We start from the raw sequence: 15,547 nt of genomic DNA, 5'->3' as shown, positions 1-15,547 counted from the left end.
TTATGCCAAAGCTTGGCGAGGTCGCGTGATTTCAGACCGCCGCAGCAGGAAACGGTGCAACCGATGAAGGGATCAGTGCGCGGCGCCCGGCTTGGACTTCAGCGCGAAGAAGCCTGCGCCGCCCAAGACGACCGCGCCGATGACGGCGGCGATGAAGCTGCCGCCCGGATGGAACCACAGGGTCAGAAACAGCAGCAGGACGGCGATGGCCAGGCTGCCCCACTTGGCCAGGTTCAGGAACAGGCGGTAGGTCGAGACCTGCTCGCGCACTTCCATATGGCCGTGCAGATAGGCTTGCGCATCGGCGTCGGCAGGTGCGTTGGCGGTGTCGTGCAGGTCGGCCATGCGTGAAATCCCCTCGTCGTTATCGCGGACTTACACCGAGGCGCCCGCCCCGCTCAAGCCCGCAGTCATTCGTTCGTCAGGCCAGCGCTTCGAACTGATCCACCAGACGCTCCAGCCTCTGGCAGCCCACGCTCCAGAAGGCCGGGTCGCGCGGGTCCAGGCCGAACGGCTTCAACGCCTCGACATAGGTGCGCGATCCGCCGCCGGCCAACAGCTCGCGATACAGAGGCGTGAAGCCCGTCGGATCGTTGCGCCGCGCCTCCATCAAGGCCGCCACCAGCAGATCTCCGAAGGCGTAGGCGTAGACGTAGAAGGGCGAATGGACGAAGTGGCTGACGTAGGCCCACCAGTGTTCATAGCCGGGGTTCAGCTTGACCGACGGCCCCAGCGAGGCGGCCATCTCCTCCAGCCACAGCTGGTTGATGCGCTGCTGCGACACCTCGCCCTGCAGACGTTCGTCGTGGAATCGGGTCTCGAAACGGTGGAAGGCGATCTGGCGCACGACGGTGTTCAGCCCGTCCTCGATCCGGCCGGCCAGCAGGCCGCGCTGCTCTGACTTCGGCGCCGTCGCCAGCAGGCGGTCGAAGGTCAGGCCCTCGGCGAAGATGGAGGCGGTCTCGGCCAGGGTCAGCGGCGTGTCGGCCAGAAGCGTGCCCTGATCCGCCGCCAGGGTCTGGTGGACACCGTGCCCCAGTTCGTGCGCAAGGGTCAGGACGTCGCGCCGCTCGCCCATCCAGTTCAGGAAGACATAAGGATGGCGGTCGGCGGTGACGGGGTGAGCGTAGGCGCCCGACTGCTTGCCCGCCCGCGCCCGGCCGTCGATCCAGGGCTTGTCGAAGAAGCCGCCCGCTCGATCGGCGAAATCGCCGCCCAGGTCCGAGAAACTGTCCAGCACGATCTCGCGCCCTTGCGTCCAGGTGAAGGCGCGCGGGGCGGTCGTCTCGATGGGCGCATTGCGGTCCCAGTGGTCCAGCCGCGCCTTGCCCATCGCCTTGGCCTTCAGCGCATAATAGCGGTGCGACAGGCGTGGGTAGGCGGCGGCGACGGCCTCGGCCATGGCGTCCACGGCCTCGCCGTCAACCTCGTTGCCCAGGTGGCGGCTGTCGGCCGGACGTTTGAAACCGCGCCAGCGATCCTCCATCGCCTTGTCGGCGGCGACGGTGTTCAGCACCAGGGCCAGGGTCGGGGCGCGGCCGGCCAGCGCCTCCGACAGGCCCTCAGCGGCGGCCTTGCGGCGCGCGGGTTTGGCGTCCGACAGGCGGTTGAGCGCCTCGGCCAGGGTCAAACTCTCACTACCCGCCTTGGCGCGCAGGGCGGCCAGTTGCTCGTCGAACAGGCGCGGCCATTGGGCGGTGATCGGCCCGCGCTCGGCGATGAAGGTCTCCAGCTCGGCCGACAACTCATGCGGCTTCATCGCCCGCACCCGGCGCAGCCACGGCCGCCAGCGGGCCGCGCCGTCGTGGGCGGTCAGGGCCGCTTCCAGCGCTGCGTCGTCGATCTGGTTGATCTCCAGCGTCAGCCAGACGGTGGGGGTGGCGATGGCGGTGATCTTCTCGCGCACATCCGCCTCGAACCCCTGCGCCGTCGCATCGTCGCGCGCGGTCGAAGCCGACAGGAAGGCGTAGGCGCCCAGCGCGCCCAGCACGTCCGACGCCTGCTCATACAGGTGAATGGCCCGGTCCAGCACGGCGCCCAGGCTGGCGGCGTCCTGTTCGGCGGCCAGTTTCCCCTTCAGCCCATTCAGCGAATCCACCAGACCCCGCGCCTTTTCCAGGTCGGCTGCGACCTTGGCGTCGTCGCGTGAGGCGTAGAGATCGGTCAGGTCCCACAGCGGGGCTTCGGTGCTGGGCGTCTTGAAGGGAGCGTTCATGCCCCCTGTTCTGGGGATGCCGGACGACGGCTGCAACCTTCCGCCACGCTTTCTCGACGATGCCGGCCGTGCAATCCTGCGTTTTGGAGGCACGTGAATGACCGAGACGACGCATCAAGATACCGGCCGCACAGGCCTGGGCGGGGCGTCCGGCCTGTTCGCGATTCGGCTGGCGACCGGTTTGGTCCAAGGCTTGGCGCTTTATCTGCTGTATCTGGCGGCCGACAAGAATGTTTGGCCCGAGACCCAGCCGGCGATGTTCGGCGCCCTGGCCCTGGCGGCGGGCTATGGTCCCGTGGTCGTGCTGGCGGCGGCGGGGCGGATCAAGCCGCTGGCCCTGGCCCTGTGGACGGGCGTGGCTGCGGTGGTTCTGGCCTTGCTGGGCGCACACGACGTAGCGCGTCAGTCGGCGGACGCCTTCCATCAGGCGCCCTTCCTCAGCTTCCCGGTCCTGGCATTCGGCGCGGCGGCCCTGTTCATCGCCCATCACCTGATCGTCCCGGCGATCCGCGAACGGCGCTGGATCGTCGACTATCCCGAATATTTCGACGTGGCCTGGAAGGCCGGGGTGCAGTTGGCCCTGTCGCTGGGCTTCACCGGCGCCTTCTGGGTGCTGCTTCAGTTGGGCGCGGCCCTGTTCAAGATGATCGGCCTGAGCTTCCTTGAGGACATTCTCCGCGAGGCCTGGTTCGCCATTCCCGTGACGGCCCTGATCTTCGCCACGGCGGTCCAGCTCACCGATGTGCGTGACGGCCTGATCCGGGGCGTGCGGACCGTGGCCCTGATGCTGCTGTCCTGGCTGCTTCTGGTGATCACCGTGCTGGTCGGCGGTTTTCTGGCGGCCCTGCCCTTCACCGGACTGGACGGCCTGTGGGAGACGCGCAGCGCGACGGCCTTGGTCCTGTCGGCCGCCGCCGCCCTGATCGTGCTGATCAACACGGCCTATCAGGACGGTCGGCCCGACAATCTGCCGCCGGTCGTGCTGAAATACGGCGTGCGTGTCGCCTCGGTCCTGATCGCGCCTCTGGTCATCCTGGCCCTGTGGGGGCTGGGCCTGCGGATCGGCCAGCATGGCCTGACGCCCGACCGGATCATCGCCGCCGCCTGCGCCCTGGTCGGGGCGGTCTATGGGGCGGGCTATCTGCTGGCGGCGACGAAGCCGGGCGGCTGGATGAGGCCGCTGGAGCGGACCAATATCGTCGCCGCCGTCCTGTCGGTCCTGGTCATCCTGGCCCTGTTCAGCCCCCTGGCCGATCCGGCGCGGATGTCGGTGAAGGATCAGATCGCACGACTGGAACGCGGCGCGGTCTCTGCGCGAGACTTCGACTATGATTTCCTGAGGTTCGAGAGCGGCAAGGTCGGGACGGCCGCCCTTGATGTGTTGACGCGATCCACCAATGCCGAAACCGCGCGCCTGGCCCGCGCCGCCAAGGCCCGTGACTATCGTTCGGGCTCCACGCCACGCGATCGCCGCGACCGCGCGACGGCCATTCGGCTCCAGCCCGCGCTCGGTCAGACCATCCCCGCCAGCTTCACCGAGCAGCTCGAACGCCAGGTCGATCAGCTGTTCAACTGCACGAGCGACAGTCCGTGCACCTTGCGGACGCTGGATCTGGACGGCGACGGCCGAGAGGATGTGCTGGTGGCGATGGCGCGGACTGTCCTTGCCTATGATCAGGACGCCGAAGGGCAATGGCGCCTTGCCGCGCGCTATCAAGTTTCGTGCAGCCGCAACGCCGAGACCCTGGAATCGGCCCTGAGCACCGGTGTGACGGCAGCCCCGGCCGCGCTGCCGGACCTGATCGTCGGCGACCAGAAACTGCAGGCCGATCCCGAGATTCGGTGCGATACGCCACGGCGGCGTTAACGGGGCGGACACCATGCCCTATCACTCGATTTTCACCTCGACTTCGTAGAAATCGTCCCGAAACGATCCATCCGCGACAGGGGTGGGCGACAGCACAAGGGGCTTTCATGGCCAAGACCATTCTGGTCGTTGACGACGATCCGACCCAGCGCCGGCTGATCCAGGCCGTGCTGGAGCGGGACGGCAACGCCGTGGTCCATGCCGCCAGCGGCGGCGAGGCCATCGACCGGATGGTGCGCGGCGGCGGGGCCGACCTGGTCCTGCTGGACATGGTCATGCCCGAGATGTCGGGGCTGGAGTGCCTGGCCGAACTGCGCAGCGCCGGCATGAACGAGCCGGTCATCGTGCTGACGGCCAACGGCGGCATCGACATGGTGGTCAAGGCCATGCAGGCCGGCGCCCAGGACTTCTTCGTCAAGCCGGTCGGGCCGGAACGCCTGTTGGTCGGCGTGCGCAACGCCATGCAGATGAAGCGTTTGACGGCCGAGGTCGGACGTCTGACCAAGCGCGTCCAGGGCCGCACCAGTTTCGACGACATCGTGGGCGACAGCGCGCCGATGCGGATGGTCAAGGCGCTGGGCGCCCGTGCCGCCAAATCCTCGATCCCCGTCCTGATCACCGGCGAGAGCGGCGTCGGCAAGGAGGTCATCGCACGCGCCCTTCACGGCGCCAGCGACCGGGCCGGCAAACCCTTCATCGCCGTCAACTGCGGCGCCCTGCCCGCCAATCTGATAGAATCCATCCTGTTCGGACACGAGAAGGGCGCGTTCACCGGCGCCGTGGACAAGACGCTGGGCAAGTTCCGCGAGGCGGACGGCGGCACCCTGTTCCTGGACGAGATCGGCGAACTGCCGCTGGACATGCAGGTCAAGCTGCTGCGCGCCCTGCAGGAAGGCGAGATCGACCCCGTCGGCGGCAAGCGGCCGGTCAAGATCGACGTGCGCATCGTCTCGGCGACCAATCGCGACCCGGCCCAGCAGGTCAAGGACGGCGCCTTCCGCGAGGATCTGTTCTATCGCCTGAACGTGTTTCCGATCGAGGCCCCGTCGCTGCGTGAGCGGCGCGAGGACATCGCGCCTCTGGTCGATCACTTCATCGCCCGCTTCAACGCCGAGGAGGGCAAGCGGATCGCCGGATGTGCGCCCGAGACCCTGGCTCTGCTTCAAGGGTTCGACTGGCCCGGCAACGTGCGCCAGCTGGAGAATGCGGTGTTCCGCGCCATCGTCCTGGCCGATGCGCCCTTCCTGCAGCCGCACGATTTCCCCGCCGTCTCGGGCGTCGCCGCCCCCATGCCGGACGCCCAGCCCCTGTATGCCGCCACGGCCGCCAGCGCCCAGGCCGACCACGCCAGCCAGGCGGACCAGCCGATCCGCATCCTGGACGACCGCGGGCATCTGCGGACGCTGGAAGACATCGAACGCGACCTGATCCAGCACGCCATCGAGGTCTATGCCGGCCATATGAGCGAAATCGCCCGCCGCCTCGGCATCGGCCGCTCGACCCTGTACCGCAAGGTCCGCGAGCAGGGCCTGGAAGGTCAGTTGAAGGAAGCGGGCTGAGCCTTATGCGCCTCATTCCAGCTTTTTAAGAAATGAAGCGACACTCCCCTCTTCGTCATCCTCGGGCTTGACCCGAGGATCAGGCGTCCAGCCGCATAGACTGGGATAGAGATCGACCCATCCAGGGTTCGTCCGTTCGATCAGCTCCAGCTTCCAAACGCGATTCCAGCGCTTCAACGCCTTCCAGACCAGCATCCCGCAGCCATATCGACTGGCGAAGCCTTCGAAAGCCCCGATCCTGTGCTGATGGCCGCGTTCGAAGAGATTCGACGTCATGCCGATGTAAAGGACGCCGTGCGGTCGGCTCGCTTGGATATAGGTGGCGATGAAAGGTCGGCGCTCGCTTATAAACGCTGAGTTGTGGATGGCCCGGTCCTCGGGTCAAGCCCGAGGATGACGAACGGTTATGGCTCTTTCGGCTTCCCGCCCCACCGCCGTTTCGGCTCTTCGCCGTTGGCCTTGGCGGTGATTTCCTTGAGCTTGCGGCCCTGCATGGCCGAGAGGGCCTGGCCCGGCGCGCCCTTTTCGGGGTCGGCGAAGGCGCGGCCGTGGGTCTTCACCCGTTCACTGACGGAATCGAGGAATTCGCCCTCCCATTCGGACAGAGAAACGCCCGCCTTCTCTGCCGAGCGGCGGGCGCGTTTCAGGGCGTTCAGAGCGACGCGTTTGGCCGCTTCGCGCTGCTGATCCCAAGGGCTCAGCAGCTTTTCTTTTTTGGCGCTATCGCCCTTCGGGCTGCTTGAGCGCAGCTTGGATGCGCCGTCGCCCTTGAGGCCGCCCGATCGCGACAGCCCGCCTCCTGGCTTGAAGGGGGTGCGCTTCAAGCCGGGTCAGCCTCAGATCTCGCCGAGGGCCGACAGATAGAGGTCCAGGATGGCGTCCTCTTCCTGACGCTTGGCCTTGTCCTGCTTACGGATGCGGATGACCTTGCGCAGGATCTTGACGTCGTAGCCCTCGCCCTTGGCCTCGGCGAAGACCTCCTTCATGTCCGTCATGACGGCCTGCTTGTCCTCTTCGAGGCGCTCCAGGCGCTCGATGATGGTGCGCAGGCGGCCCTGAGCCGTCGCGTTGAGAATGTCGGGACCACCGTCGAAGGACGCGTCGTCAGCCATGAGGGATACTCCAGAAATCAGGCGCGGACGCTAACCATGCCGACAGGCGCGACTCAACCGCGAACACGAAAAAGGCCGCGGACAAACATCCGCAGCCTGTGGATCGTAAGTAGGACCCAACGTGTGCACGCCGACGAGGCGGCGCGCAGCAAACGCTGCTTAGCCCTGCTTCGCCTTGAAGCGCGGGTCGGTCTTGTTGATGACGAAGACGACGCCCTTGCGACGCACGACCTTGCAGTCGCGGTGGCGGGTCTTCAGGGACTTGAGCGAGCTACGGACCTTCATGGTCGGACGTCCTGAGAGAAACCAATAAGAAAGCCGCTGACCCGGTCGGATCGCGGCGGAGGCGGTCGTATAGAGAGAGGGGTTCAGAAGGTCAACCCGCCAAAGGTCAAAACCGCATGAAAGGCAGGCACAGCCTGCCTGGCGACGCATTTTCTCTGACGTGCTCAAGTAGCCCGAAGGGCGATAGCACGCTCAAAAAAGCTGGAGGCCTGACCTCCGAGTCGAACGGAGGGTTTACGGGGTTGCACGCCCGCCGCGTCGCCACTCCGCCATCAGGCCGTCAGAGCTTGTGCGTCATTACGCCACACACGCTTAAATCGTCCATTAGAAAGAGCGTTAACAGCGCGCATTGCACCCGCATGGGGAGAGCAAGGCAACGCTTTCGCCTCACAAGCGCTTTATGGCCGTGAAATGGACATTCGCGCGGATGTCATTTCACGTCTGACCTCGGGGGCTTTAGTTTGAATCTCATGCGCTTTTCCTATCGCCTCCTCCTCATCGGCTGTGTTTCGGCCTGCGCGCCCATGTTGCCCGAGCCGCAGGTGGGTCTGCCGACGCCGCAGCCCCAGCCGCAGCCGGGCGCGCCCGTCACGGCCCCTGCCCCCACACCGCCGACGCCGCCGCTGGCGGCCTATGACCAGCAAGGGTTCGAGGGCTGGAAACAGGGCTTCCTGGCGCGAAAGGGCGGCGCCCGCCGTGCCGACTACGCCCGCGAGCTGGACGGGCTGACGCCCGATCCCACCGTGATCCGGCTGGACCGGAACCAGCCGGAATTCTCCAAGCCGGCCGGCGCCTACATCCAGAACGCGGTCACCTCGGTGCGAATCGCCCAGGCCAAGCAGCGAATCGACCGGGTGCCGTGGTCGGTGGTCCAGCGGTTCGGCGTGCCCAGCGAAATCCTGGTCGGGGTCTGGGCGCAGGAGAGCGCCTTTGGTCAGGTGCAGGGCGACTATGACGTCATCCGCTCGCTGGCGACCCTGGCCTATGACGGGCGTCGCCGCGACTGGGCCGAGGGCCAGTTGAAGGATGCGCTGGACATCGTCGTGGACGGCCGGCGCGAGCGCGCGGGGCTGAAGGGCAGTTGGGCGGGGGCCATGGGCCAGACCCAGTTCATGCCCGACAACTATCTGCGTCTTGGCGTTGATCAGGACGGCGACGGCAAGGTCGACATCTGGGCGGACGACGCCGACGCCCTGGCGTCCGCCGCCAACCTGCTGGCCCAGGCCGGCTGGAAACGCGGCCAGGGCTGGGGCTATGAGGTCACCCTGCCCTCCGGCTTCGACTATGCCGAGGCGGAAGGGCCCAAACACAACTGGGCCTATTGGGCGGCCAAGGGCGTTCGTCTGGCCCAGGGCGGCACGCCGAATGGGGCCGAGGCCCTGGAAGAGGCGACCATCCTGCTGCCGCAGGGCGCGAACGGGCCGGCCTTCCTTGCGCTTCCGAACCACTATGTGATCCGCCGCTACAACAACTCGGTCAGCTACGCCCTGGCCATCGGCCTGACGGCGGACGGGATCATGGGCAAGCCAGCCCTGAGCAAGGCCTGGCCCAACGACCCGTCGATGTCGCGCGAGCAGAGGATCGGGGCGCAGCGCGCCCTGACCCAACTGGGCTACGACACCCAGGGCGTCGACGGGGTGATCGGGTCCAACACCCGCGCGGCCCTGCGCCGCTGGCAGGTGGCGACGGGCCGCACCGCCGACGGCTATCTGACGCCGACGCTGGCGGACGAACTGATCCGCCGGGCGAACTGAGGACGTAAATCCGGGCATGGTGCGGCGCTCCTGCCTTTCACGGGCGGAGGTGTTGGAGGGCTGGGCGGAGCGCCGGGCCTTCGCCCGGAGTTGTTTTGTGTTGTTACCGTTTCGACGAAGGGTTGACGCTCCGCGCGGGTGGTTGGCCTGCAAGCTCGGGGCGTCGAGCGGTGGCGGTCTTATCGCCTAACCCCATAAGCCTGCGACGGGTCGGCGGGGTCTGCGAAACCCCGTCCCGAGTGCGATCGAGTATCCCCCTCGACCCTCCGACACCGCTCCATGAGTCGATGTCAGCGCGAGCCGTTTCAGACCCGCTCCCGTTCCATCCGCTCCCGCCGCCGCAAGGTCGCAGGCCAAGCGAGCCCTCCGGGCGACGGGACGGGTGTATTATGGGGCGGTTTGACCCCGTGGGCAGGAGAACGGGGACATAAATCGGCAAGCGATTGGATTCGCTGGGAATGGACCAGCGACATTGTGATGGCTGACCATCGTCTCCTCCCCATTTCATGGGGAGGTGGCGCGGCGCGTCTTCCGCGCCGTGACGGAGGGGCTCTCCACCGCATCGCAGGCGCCTGTGGGACTTCAAGAGCCCCTCCACCACGCTACGCGCGGTCCCCCTCCCCACAAATGGGGAGGAGACGTGGAGTCGTTTAGCCCTTCATCCGCCAGGTGGCGCCTTCGGGGCCGTCCATGACGACGACGTTCAGGGCGTTGAGACGGTCGCGGATGCGGTCGGCCTCGGGCCAGTCCTTGGCGGCGCGGGCGCTAGCGCGTTGTTCCAGCAAGGCCTCGACCTCAGCCTTCAGGGCGGGATCGCCGCCCTCAAACCAAGCGTCCGGCGTCAGCGAAAGCACGCCGAGCAGGCTGGCGGCTTCGGCCAGGCTCCAGCGAGCCATGGCGATGTCGTTGATGTCCGCCTCGGCATCGTTCAGCAGATCGCGAAGGGCGTTTCCCAGCCCGAACAGCTGGGCGATGGCGCCCGGCGTGTTGAGGTCGTCCTCCAGCGCGTCCAACACCGGGTCCAGGGCGTTATCGGCCAGCTCCATCTCGGCCTCGTCCAGCGTGGCGAAATCGAAATCGGCCAGGGCCGCGTCGGCGTCGCGCAGAACGCCATAAAGACGATCCAGGTTCTTGCGGCTCTGCTCCAGCAGCCCCTGGTTCCAGTCCAGCGGCTGGCGATAGTGGGCGCTCAGCAGCGCCCAGCGGACGACCTCGCCCGGCATGGCCTGGACCAGGTCGTGCAGCAGCAGGACGTTGCCGATGGACTTGGACATCTTCTCGGCGTCCACGGTCAGGAAGCCGTTGTGCATCCAGTAGCGGGCGTATTCGTCGTGCGCCTGATCGTCATGGGCATGGCCGTGGGCGCAGACGCCTTGCGCGATCTCGTTCTCGTGGTGCGGGAAGACCAGGTCGATGCCGCCGCCGTGGATGTCGATGGGCAGGCCCAGGGTTTGTTCGATCATGGCCGAGCATTCGATGTGCCAGCCGGGCCGCCCCTCGCCCCAGGGCGACGGCCAGGACGGTTCGTCGGTCTTTGACGGCTTCCACAGGACGAAGTCGTGAGGGTTCTTCTTGTATGGCGCGACCTCGACGCGGGCGCCGGCGATCATGTCGTCCAGGTTCCGGCCCGACAGCGCGCCGTATGACTTGTAGGACGAGACATCGAACAGGACGTGCCCTTCGGCCGCATAGGCGCAGCCGGCGTCGACGATGGCCTGGATCTGATCGACGATGGCCGGGATATAGTCGGTGACGTGCGGGGCCAGGTCAGGCGGCGACACGTTCAGCAGGCCCATGTCGGCAAGATAGGCCGCCTCGTATCGGGCCGTGACCTCGCCGATCGGCACGCCCTCGCGGGCGGCCTTCTGATTGATCTTGTCGTCCACGTCGGTGACGTTGCGAGCGTAGACGACCTTGTCCGCCCCGTAGGTCCGGCGCAGCAGCCGCACTAGGACGTCGAACACCACCGGCGGGCGGGCATTGCCGATATGGGCGTAGTCATAGACCGTCGGGCCGCAGACATAGAGGGTCACCCGGTTCGGATCGCGCGGTTCGAACAGGCGCTTTTCACGGCGCAGGGTGTCGTGGATGTGCAGCGGCATGGATAAGTCTTCAGCGGGTTTTCTTGCGGGACGGAGGGTCCGTCCCATATAGCGGCCTGATATACAGTCCCGACGGATTGTAGAAGCTATACCGGGCGACCCCGCCCGCCCCGGCCGGAAATCGAGTTCATGAGCGTCATCCCCGCCAAGCCCGTCCTCGTCAGCGACGAAACCGTGCAACGCCCCAGCCGCGAACAGGCGCTGGAGGCCGTGCGGACCCTGATCGCCTGGGCCGGCGACAATCCGAACCGTCCCGGCCTGATCGACACGCCCAAGCGGGTGGTGGACGCCTATGGCGAATGGTTCGACGGTTACGAAGCCGATGCGGGCAAGGAGCTGTCGCGCACCTTCGAGGACGTGACCGGTTACGACGACATGGTCATCCTGCGCGACATCGAGGTGGAGAGCCATTGCGAGCACCACATGGCCCCCTTCCTGGGCAAGGCCTATGTCGCCTATCTGCCCGGCGAGAAGGTGGTGGGCATCTCCAAACTGGCGCGGGTGGTCGAGATCTATGCGCGACGCCTGCAGAACCAGGAAACCCTGACCAACGACATCATCGACGCCATCGAATCGCACCTGCAGCCGCGCGGCGTGGCGGTTCTGGTGGACGCCGAGCATCAGTGCATGACCACGCGCGGCGTGCATCATCGGCACGTTTCGACCATAACGACCCGCTTCACCGGCGCCTTCAAGGACGATCCTGCCCTGGCGGACCGTTTTTTGAAGCTGGCCAAGGCCTGAAGCCCGATCTGGCCCCCGCCCGCCGCGAGACTGTCGCGTATAATTGACGTTCGGGAACGCCGGATCGTTTAGAACCGCTTTACAAGCCCGCATCGGGACGCCAAGAACCGAACAAGCCTTCGGGCGATCCATAGGGAAATGCCGGCGCGGATTGCAGCCGGCGAGTAACGGAGACGAGCATGGCTGCGAAGATCGGCGGTTCCGGTGGGGACAAGCACACGATCGAACAGACGGCGGATATCAACATCACGCCGTTCATCGACATTCTGCTGGTGCTCATGATCATCTTCATGGTCGCCGCGCCGATGGCGACCGTCTCGATCCGTCTGGACCTGCCGCCGGCACAGCCGCCCACCAATCCGACCGAGGAAAAGGAACCGGTGTACATCACCATCCAGGACACCGGTCAGCTGTTCATCGCGGAACAGCAAACCTCGATCGACAACCTGGCGGCTGACGTCTGCACCGCCCTGGGCGGCGGTTCCTGCCAAGAAGAGCGCGTCTTCGTCCGCGCTCAGCCGGAAGTGAAATACTCGCAGTTCATGGAAGTCATGAACAAGATGCAGGAGAACGGCTTCTTCAAGGTCGGTCTGCTGAACGAAGACATCGAATAGGACTGTCGTCCGTTTCAGGATTTGGGCCGCGCTCCGAGAGGGGCGCGGCCTTTTTCTTTGGCGGCGCGATCTGAGAATGGGGGTTGCCGGATGGGCGTGACGCGGCCTTGATGCGCATCGGTTGTTCGAGGAGTTCGCCCATGCGTCGTCGCACCTTCCTGTCCGCCCTGCCCGCCGGCGCCCTGAGCGTCGGAACGATGGCGGCGACGGCGACCCAGGCCCGGCAAGCCTCACCGACCGCCAAGCCGACAGAAGCGGCCCCCGCACCCGCGCGACCCGATCCCTATGCCGGCGTCGGCATCGGCGACCGCATCACGGGGCCGAAGTTCATGGGCCGCTCGACGGTCTGGGGCGCGAATGGGGCGGCAGCGACGGCGCATCCGGCGGCCAGCCTGATCGGCATCGACACCCTGAGGCGCGGCGGATCGGCCATCGACGCGGCCATCGCCATCAATGCGGCCCTGGGCTTCCTGGAGCCGGTGGCCAACGGCATCGGGGGCGACGCCTATTGCATGCTGTGGGACCCCAAACAGAAGAAGGTCGTCGGGCTGAACGGCTCGGGCGCGAGTCCGCAGGGCCTCAGCCTGGAGACCGCGCGGTCCAAGGCCATCGACGGCTATCTGCCTCGCTATGGCGCGGTGACGGTCAATGTGCCGGGCACGGTGGACGCCTGGTGGAGCGCGCACCAGAGGTATGGAAAACTGCCGTGGAAGGACGTGTTGCTGCCCGTCGCCGAACTGTGCGAACAGGGCGTGCCCGTGCCCCAGGTCATCGCTTACTACCTGGAACGCAACATGGCTTCCTTCGACCGGGGCCAGATCCCGATTGAGGAGAACGCCAACCGCAAGCGCATCTGGGCCGCGAACGGGGCGACGCCCAAGGTGGGCGAGATCTTCGCCAACCCCTATCTGGGCAAGACCCTGAGGCTGATCGCCGAGGGCGGACGCGACGCCTTCTATGACGGGCCGATCGCGGATCAGATCGAGGCCTATTTCAAGCGAATCGGCGGCTGGATGACTCGCGCCGACTTGGCCGTGCATCACACCGAATGGGTCGAGCCGATCCAGACCAACTATCGCGGGGTCGATGTCTTCGGCCTGGGTCCGAACACCCAGGGCCTGTCCACCAACCAGATCCTGAACATCTGCGAGCAGTTCGATCTGAAATCCATGGGCTTCCAGTCCGCCGCCTCGCTGCACGTCCAGGCCGAGGCCAAGCGGCTGGCGTTCGAGGACCGTGCGCGCTGGTTCGCCGACGACCGATTCTCCAAGACCCCGGTCGAATGGCTGAACTCCAAGGCCTACGCCGCCGAGCGCGCCAAGCTGATCCGGCCCGACCGGGTCATGGACCGCGTCATGCCGGGCGACGCCCCGCACCACGGCGACACGACCTATTTCAGCGTCGCCGACGCCGACGGCATGATGGTCAGCTGGATCCAGTCCAACTATCGCGGCATGGGCTCGGGACTGGCGCCGGACAACGGCTCGGAACCGCTAGGCTTCATGTTCCAGGACCGGGGCGAGCTGTTCGCCCTGACCGACGGCCATCCCAATATCTATGCGCCCGGCAAGCGGCCGTTCCAGACCATTATCCCCGGTTTCGCGGTCAAGGACGGCGAGCCCTGGATGGCGTTCGGCGTCATGGGCGGCGCCATGCAGCCCCAGGGCCAGGCCCAGATCATCATCAACATGGTCGACTACGGGCTGGAGCCCCAGGCGGCGGGCGACGCCCCGCGCTGGCAACACTATGGCTCGTCCGAACCGACCGGCCAGCCGCAGGAAGGAACCGGCGTCCTGCATCTGGAAAGCGGCGTGCCTGAGGCGACCAAGGCCCAACTGCGCGCCATGGGCTGGACCCTGGGCGAACCCGACGGCGGGTTCGGCGGCTATCAGAACGTCGTGATGCAGCAGAACCCCGGCGCTCGCTGGACCTACGGCGCGGCGACCGAGATGCGCAAGGACGGGATCGCCTTGGCTTACTGAGGTTGGGCTACTGACATGACCCACGACGAAGTCCGCGACCTGCTGCTGTCATTTCCCCGCGTCGAGGACGGCGTGTCCTACGGCGAAGCGTCTTTCAAGGTGGCGGGCAAGTTCTTCACCTGGCTGCGACCCCAGTTGGACGACAGCATCGTGGTGCATCTGGACAATCGCGATGAGCGCGACCTGCTGATTGAGATGGACCCGGCGACCTTCCATTTCACCGACCACTATCGCGACCATCCGATCGTGCTGGCTCGGATCGCGACGGTCGATCCGGTCTGGTTGAAGGCGGCGCTGGACAGGCGCTGGCGCAAGGTCGCGCCGAAAAGTCTGTCGAAACAGCATCCGCTCCTTACCGGAACGGGCTCGGGCGCCTAATTACACCGCTCCCTGAACGCAGCGAAGGCGCGCCCCATGGCCTATGGCGACCAACCCACGATCACCGTCGATGACGTGGAAATCCCCCTCCTCGGCTTCGGCACCTGGCAGTTGGAGCCCGACGATGCGCGCCGCATGGTCGCCGAGGCGTTGCGGATCGGATATCGCCACATCGACACGGCTTGGATCTACAAGAACGAGCAGGCCGTGGGCGAAGGCATCCGGGATTCGGGCGTGGCGCGCGAGGATCTGTTCCTGACGACCAAGATCTGGGTCGAGCATTTCACTCATGACGCCCTGCTGAAACAGGCCGAGGAATCGGCGGCCAGCCTGGGTACGACGCCGGACCTGCTGCTGCTGCACTGGCCCAAGACGACGCCGTCGTTCGAAGAGACGCTGGGCGCGTTGAACGCAGCGAAGGACGCGGGGCTGACCAAGTCGATCGGCCTGTCCAACTTCCCGTCCAAGGAATTCCGCCGGGCGCAAAGCCTGTCGAAAGCCCGTCTGCTGACCGATCAGGTCGAGCACCATCCCTATCTCGGCATCGACCAGTTGGTCGCGACCGCGGCCGAGCTGGGATCGTCGATCACCGCCTGGTCGCCGCTGGCCCAGGGCAAGATCGCCGACGACGCCACCATCAGCGAACTGGCCAAGGCGCACGGCAAGACCAATGGCCAGATCACCCTGCGTTGGCTGATCCAGCACGGGATCATCGCCATTCCCCGCACCACCAAGGAAAGCCGGGCCCGCGAGAACTTCGACATCTTCGATTTCGCCCTGACGGACGAGGAGATGCAGCGGATGGATGCGCTGGATCGCGGTGAAAGGTTGGGCGACTGGCTGGACCCGGCGTTCGAATGGGACAAGACCGCCGCCTGATCGAAGACGGGGAGCCGAAGAACGCGAAGGTGTCGGCCTTGATATGCCCGCGCGAC

15 protein-coding genes and 1 tRNA gene are annotated in these 15,547 nt (G+C 66.3%); 8 read left to right on the top strand and 8 right to left on the bottom strand.

Going from position 1 to position 15,547, the window contains the following annotated elements; genetic code table 11:
- Positions 1-72 precede the first annotated feature (72 nt).
- Both ACZZZD_RS00190 and ACZZZD_RS00185 read right to left on the bottom strand, forming a co-directional pair.
- Positions 73-345, bottom strand: a complete 273-nt coding sequence (locus ACZZZD_RS00190; RefSeq protein ID WP_463431516.1) for an aa3-type cytochrome c oxidase subunit IV — start codon at positions 343-345, stop codon at positions 73-75.
- A 76-nt stretch (positions 346-421) separates the two neighbouring features.
- Positions 422-2,215 (bottom strand): M3 family oligoendopeptidase, encoded by a 1,794-nt coding sequence (locus ACZZZD_RS00185; RefSeq protein WP_463431514.1) that lies wholly within the window; start codon positions 2,213-2,215, stop codon positions 422-424.
- A gap of 97 nt (positions 2,216-2,312) precedes the next feature.
- Between ACZZZD_RS00185 and ACZZZD_RS00180 the strand changes: the two genes are divergently transcribed.
- Both ACZZZD_RS00180 and ACZZZD_RS00175 read left to right on the top strand, forming a co-directional pair.
- Positions 2,313-4,082, top strand: a complete 1,770-nt coding sequence (locus ACZZZD_RS00180) for a DUF4153 domain-containing protein (RefSeq protein WP_463431512.1) — start codon at positions 2,313-2,315, stop codon at positions 4,080-4,082.
- Between the two features lie 107 nt (positions 4,083-4,189).
- A complete protein-coding gene (locus ACZZZD_RS00175; protein ID WP_463431510.1) occupies positions 4,190-5,641 on the top strand; it encodes a sigma-54-dependent transcriptional regulator in 1,452 nt (483 codons plus the stop codon).
- A gap of 12 nt (positions 5,642-5,653) precedes the next feature.
- Here ACZZZD_RS00175 and ACZZZD_RS00170 read toward each other — a convergent pair whose 3' ends face one another.
- The 5 genes from ACZZZD_RS00170 to ACZZZD_RS00150 form a co-directional block, all read right to left on the bottom strand.
- Positions 5,654-5,836 (bottom strand): hypothetical protein, encoded by a 183-nt coding sequence (locus ACZZZD_RS00170; RefSeq protein WP_463431508.1) that lies wholly within the window; start codon positions 5,834-5,836, stop codon positions 5,654-5,656.
- A gap of 209 nt (positions 5,837-6,045) precedes the next feature.
- Entirely contained in the window at positions 6,046-6,465 is a 420-nt protein-coding gene (locus ACZZZD_RS00165; protein WP_463431506.1) for a hypothetical protein, read from the bottom strand.
- Between the two features lie 12 nt (positions 6,466-6,477).
- Complete coding sequence (gene gapR / locus ACZZZD_RS00160; RefSeq protein WP_135195123.1) at positions 6,478-6,753, bottom strand: nucleoid-associated protein GapR; 276 nt, start codon at positions 6,751-6,753, stop codon at positions 6,478-6,480.
- Between the two features lie 159 nt (positions 6,754-6,912).
- Entirely contained in the window at positions 6,913-7,038 is a 126-nt protein-coding gene (gene ykgO / locus ACZZZD_RS00155; protein WP_008263184.1) for a type B 50S ribosomal protein L36, read from the bottom strand.
- A 202-nt stretch (positions 7,039-7,240) separates the two neighbouring features.
- Positions 7,241-7,317: transfer RNA gene (locus tag ACZZZD_RS00150), tRNA-Ala, on the bottom strand.
- 191 nt (positions 7,318-7,508) lie between these two features.
- On the opposite strand from ACZZZD_RS00150, the gene ACZZZD_RS00145 reads away from it, so the two are divergent.
- Complete coding sequence (locus ACZZZD_RS00145; protein ID WP_463431502.1) at positions 7,509-8,792, top strand: lytic murein transglycosylase; 1,284 nt, start codon at positions 7,509-7,511, stop codon at positions 8,790-8,792.
- Positions 8,793-9,442: 650 nt separating this feature from the next.
- On the opposite strand, the gene cysS is transcribed toward ACZZZD_RS00145, so the two are convergent.
- Positions 9,443-10,894 (bottom strand): cysteine--tRNA ligase, encoded by a 1,452-nt coding sequence (gene cysS / locus ACZZZD_RS00140; protein WP_463431500.1) that lies wholly within the window; start codon positions 10,892-10,894, stop codon positions 9,443-9,445.
- A gap of 129 nt (positions 10,895-11,023) precedes the next feature.
- Between cysS and folE the strand changes: the two genes are divergently transcribed.
- The 5 genes from folE (at position 11,024) to ACZZZD_RS00115 (ending at position 15,491) form a co-directional block, all read left to right on the top strand.
- Complete coding sequence (gene folE, locus ACZZZD_RS00135; RefSeq protein WP_463431498.1) at positions 11,024-11,638, top strand: GTP cyclohydrolase I FolE; 615 nt, start codon at positions 11,024-11,026, stop codon at positions 11,636-11,638.
- 179 nt (positions 11,639-11,817) lie between these two features.
- Positions 11,818-12,252 carry a biopolymer transporter ExbD gene (locus ACZZZD_RS00130; RefSeq protein WP_463431496.1) on the top strand — a complete coding sequence of 145 codons (435 nt, stop codon included), beginning with the start codon at positions 11,818-11,820 and terminating at the stop codon, positions 12,250-12,252.
- A gap of 140 nt (positions 12,253-12,392) precedes the next feature.
- Complete coding sequence (locus ACZZZD_RS00125) at positions 12,393-14,234, top strand: gamma-glutamyltransferase family protein (protein WP_463431494.1); 1,842 nt, start codon at positions 12,393-12,395, stop codon at positions 14,232-14,234.
- Between the two features lie 15 nt (positions 14,235-14,249).
- Positions 14,250-14,612 carry an MmcQ/YjbR family DNA-binding protein gene (locus tag ACZZZD_RS00120; protein ID WP_463431492.1) on the top strand — a complete coding sequence of 121 codons (363 nt, stop codon included), beginning with the start codon at positions 14,250-14,252 and terminating at the stop codon, positions 14,610-14,612.
- 36 nt (positions 14,613-14,648) lie between these two features.
- Positions 14,649-15,491 (top strand): aldo/keto reductase, encoded by an 843-nt coding sequence (locus ACZZZD_RS00115; RefSeq protein WP_463431490.1) that lies wholly within the window; start codon positions 14,649-14,651, stop codon positions 15,489-15,491.
- Positions 15,492-15,547: the final 56 nt, after the last annotated feature.

The organism is Brevundimonas sp. AC546 (genome assembly GCF_979258305.1).
Note: the sequence above shows the minus strand (reverse complement) of the source record. Positions and strands in the feature narration are given on the sequence as shown.

Coding starts and splice junctions, on each gene's coding strand:
- gapR (WP_135195123.1), bottom strand. CDS start 6,753: ATGGCTGACGACGCGTCCTTCGACGGTGGTCCCGACATTCTCAACGCG.
- folE (WP_463431498.1), top strand. CDS start 11,024: ATGAGCGTCATCCCCGCCAAGCCCGTCCTCGTCAGCGACGAAACCGTG.
- ACZZZD_RS00125 (WP_463431494.1), top strand. CDS start 12,393: ATGCGTCGTCGCACCTTCCTGTCCGCCCTGCCCGCCGGCGCCCTGAGC.
- ACZZZD_RS00175 (WP_463431510.1), top strand. CDS start 4,190: ATGGCCAAGACCATTCTGGTCGTTGACGACGATCCGACCCAGCGCCGG.
- ACZZZD_RS00190 (WP_463431516.1), bottom strand. CDS start 345: ATGGCCGACCTGCACGACACCGCCAACGCACCTGCCGACGCCGATGCG.
- ACZZZD_RS00170 (WP_463431508.1), bottom strand. CDS start 5,836: ATGCTGGTCTGGAAGGCGTTGAAGCGCTGGAATCGCGTTTGGAAGCTG.
- ACZZZD_RS00115 (WP_463431490.1), top strand. CDS start 14,649: ATGGCCTATGGCGACCAACCCACGATCACCGTCGATGACGTGGAAATC.
- cysS (WP_463431500.1), bottom strand. CDS start 10,894: ATGCCGCTGCACATCCACGACACCCTGCGCCGTGAAAAGCGCCTGTTC.
- ACZZZD_RS00145 (WP_463431502.1), top strand. CDS start 7,509: ATGCGCTTTTCCTATCGCCTCCTCCTCATCGGCTGTGTTTCGGCCTGC.
- ACZZZD_RS00180 (WP_463431512.1), top strand. CDS start 2,313: ATGACCGAGACGACGCATCAAGATACCGGCCGCACAGGCCTGGGCGGG.
- ykgO (WP_008263184.1), bottom strand. CDS start 7,038: ATGAAGGTCCGTAGCTCGCTCAAGTCCCTGAAGACCCGCCACCGCGAC.
- ACZZZD_RS00185 (WP_463431514.1), bottom strand. CDS start 2,215: ATGAACGCTCCCTTCAAGACGCCCAGCACCGAAGCCCCGCTGTGGGAC.
- ACZZZD_RS00130 (WP_463431496.1), top strand. CDS start 11,818: ATGGCTGCGAAGATCGGCGGTTCCGGTGGGGACAAGCACACGATCGAA.
- ACZZZD_RS00120 (WP_463431492.1), top strand. CDS start 14,250: ATGACCCACGACGAAGTCCGCGACCTGCTGCTGTCATTTCCCCGCGTC.